The 8,559-nt window shown below is 57.6% G+C and carries 10 protein-coding genes and 3 pseudogenes; 2 read left to right on the top strand and 11 right to left on the bottom strand.

Features of this window, described 5'->3' with window-relative positions; genetic code table 11:
* Window positions 1-231: pseudogene (locus CKO23_RS23075) on the top strand (IS1634 family transposase); the annotation flags it as partial.
* 125 nt (window positions 232-356) lie between these two features.
* Here the strand turns inward: CKO23_RS23075 and CKO23_RS23070 are convergent.
* The 9 genes and pseudogenes from CKO23_RS23070 to CKO23_RS23030 form a co-directional block, all read right to left on the bottom strand.
* Window positions 357-998, bottom strand: coding sequence for a restriction endonuclease subunit S (locus CKO23_RS23070; RefSeq protein ID WP_200335602.1), 642 nt, complete (start codon window positions 996-998; stop codon window positions 357-359).
* A 207-nt stretch (window positions 999-1,205) separates the two neighbouring features.
* Window positions 1,206-1,601 carry a type II toxin-antitoxin system VapC family toxin gene (locus CKO23_RS23065; protein ID WP_200335601.1) on the bottom strand — a complete coding sequence of 132 codons (396 nt, stop codon included), beginning with the start codon at window positions 1,599-1,601 and terminating at the stop codon, window positions 1,206-1,208.
* The gene (locus tag CKO23_RS23060; RefSeq protein WP_200335600.1) at window positions 1,598-1,876 is read right to left on the bottom strand and encodes an AbrB/MazE/SpoVT family DNA-binding domain-containing protein; all 279 of its coding nucleotides are present in this window, start codon (window positions 1,874-1,876) and stop codon (window positions 1,598-1,600) included. The genes CKO23_RS23065 and CKO23_RS23060 overlap by 4 nt, the downstream gene beginning before the upstream one ends.
* Window positions 1,877-1,899: 23 nt before the next feature.
* Entirely contained in the window at window positions 1,900-3,015 is a 1,116-nt protein-coding gene (locus CKO23_RS23055; RefSeq protein WP_200335599.1) for a helix-turn-helix domain-containing protein, read from the bottom strand.
* Window positions 3,008-3,220 carry a hypothetical protein gene (locus CKO23_RS26105; protein ID WP_242482682.1) on the bottom strand — a complete coding sequence of 71 codons (213 nt, stop codon included), beginning with the start codon at window positions 3,218-3,220 and terminating at the stop codon, window positions 3,008-3,010. Before CKO23_RS26105 ends, CKO23_RS23055 begins: the two co-directional genes overlap by 8 nt.
* Window positions 3,221-3,510: 290 nt before the next feature.
* Window positions 3,511-4,953 (bottom strand): type I restriction-modification system subunit M, encoded by a 1,443-nt coding sequence (locus CKO23_RS23045; RefSeq protein ID WP_200335597.1) that lies wholly within the window; start codon window positions 4,951-4,953, stop codon window positions 3,511-3,513.
* A pseudogene (locus CKO23_RS23040) lies at window positions 4,940-5,982 on the bottom strand (IS630 family transposase). Before CKO23_RS23040 ends, CKO23_RS23045 begins: the two are co-directional and overlap by 14 nt.
* Window positions 5,983-6,043: 61 nt before the next feature.
* A complete protein-coding gene (locus CKO23_RS23035) occupies window positions 6,044-6,190 on the bottom strand; it encodes a hypothetical protein (protein WP_200335596.1) in 147 nt (48 codons plus the stop codon).
* A gap of 275 nt (window positions 6,191-6,465) precedes the next feature.
* Window positions 6,466-6,654: a hypothetical protein gene (locus CKO23_RS23030; RefSeq protein ID WP_200335595.1), complete on the bottom strand. Its 189-nt coding sequence runs from the start codon at window positions 6,652-6,654 to the stop codon at window positions 6,466-6,468.
* A 200-nt stretch (window positions 6,655-6,854) separates the two neighbouring features.
* On the opposite strand from CKO23_RS23030, the gene CKO23_RS23025 reads away from it, so the two are divergent.
* Window positions 6,855-7,877 (top strand): IS630 family transposase, encoded by a 1,023-nt coding sequence (locus tag CKO23_RS23025; protein ID WP_200335594.1) that lies wholly within the window; start codon window positions 6,855-6,857, stop codon window positions 7,875-7,877.
* Between the two features lie 42 nt (window positions 7,878-7,919).
* On the opposite strand, the gene CKO23_RS26820 is transcribed toward CKO23_RS23025, so the two are convergent.
* Together CKO23_RS26820 and CKO23_RS23015 are read right to left on the bottom strand one after the other, a co-directional pair.
* A complete protein-coding gene (locus CKO23_RS26820) occupies window positions 7,920-8,057 on the bottom strand; it encodes a hypothetical protein (RefSeq protein ID WP_200335603.1) in 138 nt (45 codons plus the stop codon).
* An 18-nt stretch (window positions 8,058-8,075) separates the two neighbouring features.
* Window positions 8,076-8,559 (bottom strand): annotated as a pseudogene (locus CKO23_RS23015) (hypothetical protein); the annotation flags it as partial.

Raw genomic sequence — 8,559 nt, 5'->3', positions numbered from 1 at the left:
GAGCGCGGCTTTCGCTTCCTTAAGGACCCGATGTTCATGGCCGCGACGCGCTTCCTCAAGAAGCCCGAGCGCATCATGGCCCTGATGATGGTCATGACCCTGTGCCTGTTGGTCTACGCCGCCTTGGTTGAGCACGTCGAGCAGATCGTGCTGCACGTCGAGCAACACCACAGCGTCTTACTGCAGCTGCTCGGGCCGCGCTATGTGGCGATATATTCTGCAAGCGGCTGACGGGGTGCGGAATCAATGGCGATATCGGGTAGGTTCAACAGCACCCGGATGGTCTCTTTGTCAAGCATCATAATCAACAGCGTTCGAATTGGGTTTTGACGGAAACTGGCTCTCAAGCCACTGTTTTATAAGATATCACAACCCAAGGAGATCCGGGAGAGCCTCTTTCGAGATCCAGATTTTCCATCCAACCCTACTGTATAGAGCCGGCAAAGCGTTGCGTCATAAAGTGTTTGGGCCTGAGTACGTACCGATTCCAATTCATCCCGTGCTTTCTGTGCCCGTTCAAGCAAAGACACTATTCGCCGCTGCTCATCCAACGGCGGCAGCGCGAACTCCTCCTTCGCGAGTGTCTTCCAGTTGATGGTTGGTGACAGCGACCCCACCGAAATGCGCTGGGCGCGCTCCATGAACAGATCCGATTGCATGAAGAAGGGCAGGAACTCAGGCAGGACCACAGCGGGCTTGGCTCGCAAGACGAGCGAATGCGCCGAGGCGATCCCACGAAACTCGGCCACGCCGAGCTTGCGCTGATAGGCGCGGCGGCGGCCGAAGATGATGTCCCCCGGCTCGAAAAGCAGCTTGGTGGCGCTCACGTCATCCGGTGAGCCCCAACGGCGGATCTTCAGGCTGTCCGAGTCCAGGTGCTCGAGCCCGACGTAATACTCGACTCCCGCCTGACTCGGGTCGTCGATGCGCTCGTTGACGTTCTGAGCCATCTGCTCGAACCGCCAGCGGCGCCATCCTGGTTTCAGTCCATCACTCATGCCGATCTTCCTGTGCGGTCTCGGGCGCCCCATCGGCGGGATTTGGGTGTGTGCGCGGGTCGTCGGACGGCTTGCTCAGCAAGGTTGCAAGCTCCGACGGCAAGGTTGCATGCTCAGGGTTGCAACCCGCCTCAGCGAGCTTGCAACCTTCGATCATCGAAAGCGCTGGAACATGGCCGGGCTCAACCGCCCCTGGCCATCCCCACATCACACCTTCCATATCCGCACCTCCGGCGCATTCCCCGCTTCCCGCGCGGCCTTACAGAATCCCCGATCGAAGGTGTGAAGCACCGCCGGCCCGCACGCGGCCAGATGCAGCGCGTCGGCGAAGTCGGCGCCTTGCTGGTACCAGGCGAGCGCCCGCGCCACGGCGGGCGCGTCCTCGAGCTGGGCATTCTCGGTTTGGAGCATGAGCTGAAAGAAGGCGTGGATGCGCTCGGGCGGAATCTTGTAACGGGAGCGCAGCACCCACTCCGCCTCCAGAAGCACGGTGCGCGAGATCAGGACGCGATGCTGCTTGAGCAGGTTCTCGGCGACGTCGGCTTGCTGAGGATGGTCGTCGACGGCCAGCCGGACCAGCAGGTTGGTGTCGAAGGCGATCATCGGCTACGCCGTTCCGCTGCATCCCAGTCGGCGCTGGCATCGACCGGCGCGCTAAGGTCCTCGGTGGAAAGGGACGGGCCGTCCGGCTTGAGAAACCCGCGTAGCGACTCAAGCCGCAGCGGCTTGTTAGTCGCCGGTTGTGCGCGCAGCAGGATGCCGGCCTCGGTGGTTTCGAGGAACAGGGCGTGACCGTCCTCCCAATGCAGCTCGTCGCGGATGTGCTTGGGGATCTCGATCTGGCCTTGGCTCGATAGGGTGACGGTGGCGGTGGACATGCGCAGTCTCCGTGATGGGGCGCTTACGGCATGGCAGGGTCACTTGGGGCCGCGTCCGATTCGGCCCAGGCATAGCGCACCTTGAGCGCGTTCAGGTGATCCCAGGGGAGCCAGCCTTCCTTCTGCATGCGCCCGACCAGAATCCCGGGCGCAATGCCGAGCTGGTCGGCCATCTGTGATATTTCGACATGGGAGCGCAGCGTCTTCAAGACACTCACCGCCGACGGCGGAATGAGCAGATCCGCGGCGAATCGATCCGCTTCGTGCTCATGCTCGGGGTCCAGGCCGTCGATGCCCTCGATCACCATGAACTTCTTGCCGTGCTTGAGCAGATGCGCGGCTTCGTGAAAGAAGGTGAACCAGAGTAAATCGTTGGTCTTGTGGCGCAAGGTCAGTGCCAGGAACGCCTTCTCGGGGCTCATCCAGCGGGTGGCACCGTGCACCGCGCAGCCGGGCGGCGCGGGGACGAAGACCACCGCGACCCCGCAAGCGGCGCAGGTCGCTTGCAGCTTGGGCACGAAGACGGCCGGATCAGGCTCGGCGGTCAAGGCGCGTAGGGTCGGCAGCGCCTGCTTGAAGGCCGCTTTGTCAAAGGGCGCGCAAGGCAGTTTGTCGGCCTCGCGCTCGACCTGACGCAGCCAAGCCGCGATGGCACCGGGTTTCTTCTGGGTGCTCTCGGCGGCGCGGAAGGCAACCAGCGGTGTTTCATACCGCTCGCGCCAGGCTCTGACCGAGGCCACGCCGAAGTAGCGTAGGCATTCCTCGACCTTTTCCGCCTTGGAGGAGACACGCCGGATCCAGCCTTGCTGGACCAGCCAGCCTACCGGCAGCTCGGTGAGCCAAGGCGTTTCCTGCTTCAACGTCTTCAGGCTTTCTTGGCGCTCGAGCGCGGCGCGGTATTGGGCCTCGCGGGTGAGCCAGAACTCGACCGAGCCGCCAAGGACTCGATCGAGCCGCGCGGCCGTTTCGGCGCTGATCGGGATGCGCCCCTTGATGAGGTCGTTGACGTGCTTGCGGGTAAAGCCGGTCCGCTCGGCCAGCTCGGCTTGAGTCCACTGACGCTCCTCAAGGAGGTCGTCGATGGTGTCGCCGGGCGGCGAGACCCAATTCGGCGTAAACGTCTGTGTTTGCTCAGTCATGGTAGTCACCAATGAAAACGATGCGCACGGCGGTGACTTCAGCCCACTCGACCGTGCCGTCGTCGCGTCGCGGAATGGGCTCATGTGCGGGCTCGAAGACCAGGCGGAACAGACCATCGATCCGAAGTGCGAATTGGCCGACTCGGTTACCGGTCAGAGGATGCGGATGCCCGGCGATAAGAGCCGTCACCCGCGCGGTGGCCATCAAGTCAGCCAAACGCGCCCGAAGTTGGCGTGCCCGCTTCTGACCGAGACGTTTCTGCTATTGGCGCGCATCCGAGCAAAGAGTCTCAAGGTCTTGATCCGCGAAAACGATCTCCACGCACCCTCCTAGTGTAGTGAATTATTAACCGATTTGGTGAATAATTTTCTTATATTCAACCCGTGATGGACTGTCAATGCTTCGGCAATCCACACAAGTGCTTGTGTGGATTCAGGTCAGGCTTGTGGGGATTGCTCGATCCCCACAAGTCGAGCCAAGAGAACTGTTGGCGGTTACGCCTCCCGATCGCCTTCCACCGTCAGTCCATCCAGCGTTTCGACCAGGGCATCCATCTGTTGCCAGAAGGCGCGGCCGTCCTGCTCCCAGTCGGCCCAGACCTCGGCTAGGGTGCGCGTGTCGGCCGGGGCGCTGTTGGCGGTGTGGCGTTTGACGTACAACGGAATTGAGAGGCTGTGCCCGTTGGCTGCGATCTCCTCCAGGGTCGCGGCCTTGGCGAAGCCGGGCTCATCGGCGAAGGCGTCATAGGCGGCGGCGATACGCTGCTGGTGGGCGGGCTTGAGGTAGCTGTAGGCGCGCTCGCGGGTGATTTCGTTGACGGCGTCGATGAAGAGGACGCGCCCTTGGCGCTCGGGCGGCTTGCGGGCGCGGCACACGACGACGCAAGCCTCCATCGGGGAGTTGAAGAAGAGGTTTGGCCCCAGGCCGAGCACGCAATCGAGCCGATCGGATTCGATCAGCTTGCGCCGCATCTCGGCCTCTTCGTTGCGGAAGAGAACGCCATGCGGGAAGAGGATGGCACAACGGCCGGTCTCGGGGTCGAGGCTGGTGAGGATGTGCTGGAAGAAGGCGTAGTCGGCACGGCCCTGGGGCTGGGTGCCGAGGTGGTTGCGTCCCCAGGAATCCGACGACCAGGCGGTCCGATTCCAGCGCTTGATGGAGTACGGCGGATTGGCCAGCACCACGTCGAAGGTACGCAGCCGATCGGATTCGGTGAAGCGCGGTGTCTCCAGGGTATCGCCACGCTGGATGTCGAAGTCCTCGACCCCGTGCAAGACCAGGTTCATGCGCGCGATCGAGGCGGTCATGTGGTTGCGCTCCTGGCCGTAGAGGCGCAGGGTGCGATGCTCGCCGCCTTGACGCTTCACCTCGGCCAGGGTGGCGATGAGCATGCCGCCGGTGCCGCAGGTGGGGTCGTAGATGCGCTCGCCCGGTTGGGGCTTGAGCATCTGGGTCATGAGGTGGACCACGGTCCGGTTGGTGTAGAACTCCTGGGCCGTGTGCCCGCCGTCATCGGCGAAGCGGCCGATGAGGTATTCGTAAGCGTCGCCGAGCTCGTCCTCGGGCACGTTGGCCAGCGAGAGCACCTGGCTTGAGAAGTGCTCGAGCAGGTTTCGGAGCGTAGCGTCCGGCAGACGCTCCTTGTTGGTCCAGGGGGCATCGCCGAAGATCCCGTCGAAGCGGCCTGGGTTGGCGGCCTCGATCGCGCGCATGGCGTCCTGCAGGGCCTTGCCCACGTCCTTGACCACCGTGCGCGTCTCGGTCCAGTGCGCGCCCTCGGGGATGACGAAACGCTCGTCGGCCTCGGCCTTCGCCAGCTCGGCGTTGCCGTCATAGGTCTCCAGGGCGTTGGCGTAGTCCTCGTCCCAGACATCGGACAGGCGCTTGTAGAACACCAGCGGGAAGATGAACTGCTTGTATACCTCATATAGGCACAAAGTCGCATTTCTTGAATGTCTGAAAGTTCAGCGTGAGCAAAGAGTCCAGCTCCTTCTTGTGCGTTGTGTGGGTTTGGTTAAGGCAGTCAGTAATGGCGTTTCGAAAGTCGGAGAAATTGGCATAGTATTTCGAGTACAGGACCTTTTTCTTGACGAATTTCCAGAGCCTCTCGATGAGGTTCAAGTTCGGTGAATAGGTCGGAAGATAAAGCAGCTCAATATGAAGCTCCAAAGCCAATGCCGTCACGATCTTGCACTTCTGATAGCGGGCATTATCCAGTACCAGCGTGATGGGCACGTCAATATTCAGCTCCGCAATGCGTCGCAACAGGTCGCAAACGCTGTCCGCCGTGATATAGGTGTCGTTTGTGATCATCACCAACTCGTGCGTGATCGCATTCAGCGCACCAAGCACATTGAAGCGCTTCCGCCCGGCGGAGGTTTTTACAAAGAGGCGGGAGAACGACCAGAGAATGCCGAGAAAGGCACCCAAGACAAAGTGAGCAGCATCGACAAAAAAATAGCGCGCTTGCCCTGCTTGGCTTCTTCGAGCCGTGGCTCCAACTCATTGATCAGAAACTGCTCTTGCTTCTCGGGGTCGGCCTTCGAGGGGATTCTTCCGACGCGTCTCGGCGCCATGCCGAGCGCGTTGAGGAACTTCCCTACGGCACTCGGACTGCGTTTGAGTCCAGTCAACTCCTGTATGCTGGCGACGGCCTCGTTGAGCGTCGCTGGCGGATGCTCGCGGAAATGGGTCTCAAGTCGATAGCGATACCGCTCCAACTCGCTTGTCGGGGCGTAGAAGTTGAGTTCCATCACTTTCTTGATCCCGCCGGCCTGGAACAGCCTGAGGTACTCCCGCAGGGTGTTGCTCGAAACGCCTGCGAGCCGACAAATCGCCTAGTGTTCAAGACCCTGACTCTTCAACCACAGAACCTCCATGCGCCGGCGCACTCTTGGATGTGCATGCTCGTAACGCAACTGCTTAATTTTTTTTAAGTCCTGCTCAGAAAACTCGATATTGATCATCGGTAGAAAAATGCACAAGGTGTTTACACGTTGGCTACGAGTATAAATCAAATACAGAAGATCAAAAAGCTTGCTCAGGGTCTATATGAGTAAAGCGCGATTTATGCCTATAGGGAGTATAGTCGCCCGCGTCGATCAGGCCGCGCAGGATGGTAGCGGCGCCCCAGAGGTAGCTTTCGAGCTGAGCGAGGGGGAGACGGTCAGTCATTGTGCGAACTCCGTCGCTGGATCCGCCACGTATGACCGCATCGAATGCACTGCCGCTCAGGGGCGTTTAGTTCGCAACAGCAGCCCCCCAACACCACTTCCTGACGCTCTGCGGCTTCTTGCGCTTCCTGAGTCGGATAGCCATAGAGAATCGCGACCCCAGTCTTGTGTCCGCAATCGGGACATCGAAATCGGCGTTTGTTCATATCATCGTTACCCATGTGGGCGAGACAATCGGGTTGTCGACCCAACATCGCGAGCTGCCCATATGGCTCTTCACTCCAGCCAGCCGCCCTCGATCATTTCCTTCCGCAATGCCTCCTCAGCCACCCGACAGCGCTCCAGCGCGGCCTTGAAATCGGCGATAGCCTCCGGCAACGGTGGGATGTCCTTGCCGATCGGCGGCAGGACGTAGCGCGAGATGTTGAGCGTCCAACCTTCCTCTTGGATCTCATCGAGGGTCACGACTCGGGCATGGTCCTCGACATCCTCGAATGCCTGATAAGTACCCCAACAGAATAAGTTGTAGGAGAAAATATAAAACTAATTAATAATTAGAAATGATCGCCCATTTAAAATTTTGTTAATTTATAATAGCTAAACTATAAATGAATTATATTAAATTTTAATTATTTTGAAATGTTTTTTATTTTTTGAGGCATAGAATGGATTATTTACGTATCCTGAATGATCCGCTTTCAGACGAAGATCGTGAAGAATTGAATCTTATCATGCATGGGTACGATTCACCTGTTGTTCGAATGCGCGCACATGCCATTATCCTTCTTTTTGGTGATCGCCGCACGTTCGAAGATGTCGCTAAAATTTTTAATGTTCATGTCAATACGTCAAGGAATTGGGCAGAACGTTGGGTTCTCCTCGGAATAGATGGGCTATATGATCAGTCCGGACGAGGCGCAAAGCCAAAATTTGAACCATGGGAAGAAAGTCTGATCCTCGGGTATGTAGAACAAGAACCAAGATCACTGCGTTCTGTCGCCCAAAAAATTGAGGAATTTCTCGGTAAGACAACGAGCATTGAAACTTTGCGGAGAATTCTGAAGAAACACGGAAAAACCTGGAAAAGACAACGAAAAATCACTAAAAAACAACCGCTTGAAGAAGAGTATCAAAAAGGAAAAGATGATCTAGAAGAACTCAAGCGGATGACATATGACGGAGAATTCTCGCTTATCTATTTCGATGCGTCAGGATTTAGCTTAACTCCTGAAGTGCCTTATGCATGGCAAGATATAGGGCGTGACGGAACTATCGGTATACCAACATCGAAATCAAAACGAATTAACGTACTCGGCTTTCTGAATCCCGCCTCTAGTCAATTGAAGTCATACTTAAAAATTGGCTCTGTCGATAGTGATTTTGTCATTCAAGTGATAGATAATTATTGTGAAATCATGACCGAGCCGGCAGTGGTTATTTTAGATAATGTGCCGATTCATACGAGCAAAGCTGTTACGGCGAAGCGGGATGAATGGGAAAAGCTTGGTTTGACGCTGTATTTTATACCACCTTATTCGCCACAATTGAACCTCATCGAAATCCTTTGGCGTAAAATCAAATATGAATGGATGCCGATATCAGCTTATAAAAATTTCAAATTACTCGAAGCGAATCTAAGAGAGATTCTGCTTTCATACGGAAATGAATACGACATTCAATTCTCTTAATATTCAAGAATAGCGGGTTTACAAATAATTATAATGAAGTACTTACCAGCCGAGGATTTGCGCGGCGTGCTCGGGCTCCAGGTGATTTTGGGCGCGGTCCTTGCGGAACAGAGTGGAAGCATCGACGATCAGCACCTTGCCCGTGCTGGTATCGGGCTTGCCGGTCCGCAGGAGGAGGATGCAGCATGGCTGTGAAGGTCACGATACGTGATCGATCATCGGATGCCGTTCCCCCCGCTTCAGGGAGGGCGTCTTGGGCTGTTGACGCTGTGCGAGCAAGCGCGCGACGGACAGATGCGGCTTTTTCGGATCATGGGTGCGCGTTGGAGGCGTGTTCTTCGGGCCACGTGGATGCTTGCGGTACTTGCGCAACTGCACCTGTTGCGCGGTGGCGAGCAACCAGGCGGCCATCGCCTCGGGCGTGAACGTTTGAAACACGGCCCATTCCTCAGGCGTGATCAGGGTGTTGAGGCACGCGTCCACGCACGCCATTTCGTTAACGAGATAGTAGCCGGAGACCTCGCTATCGACCGTCTCGGCACCATGCACCTGACGCAGCGTCGCCTTGATCACCGCCAAGGCGTTGTAGGCGACGATGGCCATGGCCAATCCGAACAGGGCGGCGGGCGGATAGGCCAGGGTCTTAATCTCGCAGCGCAACTCGGTGGTCACATGCAAGAAG

It is taken from the genome of Thiocystis violacea, from assembly GCF_016583565.1.
Classification (GTDB): domain Bacteria; phylum Pseudomonadota; class Gammaproteobacteria; order Chromatiales; family Chromatiaceae; genus Thiorhodococcus; species Thiorhodococcus violaceus_A.
The sequence above is the reverse complement of the archived record's forward strand: the minus strand, read 5'-3'. Positions and strand labels throughout refer to the sequence as shown.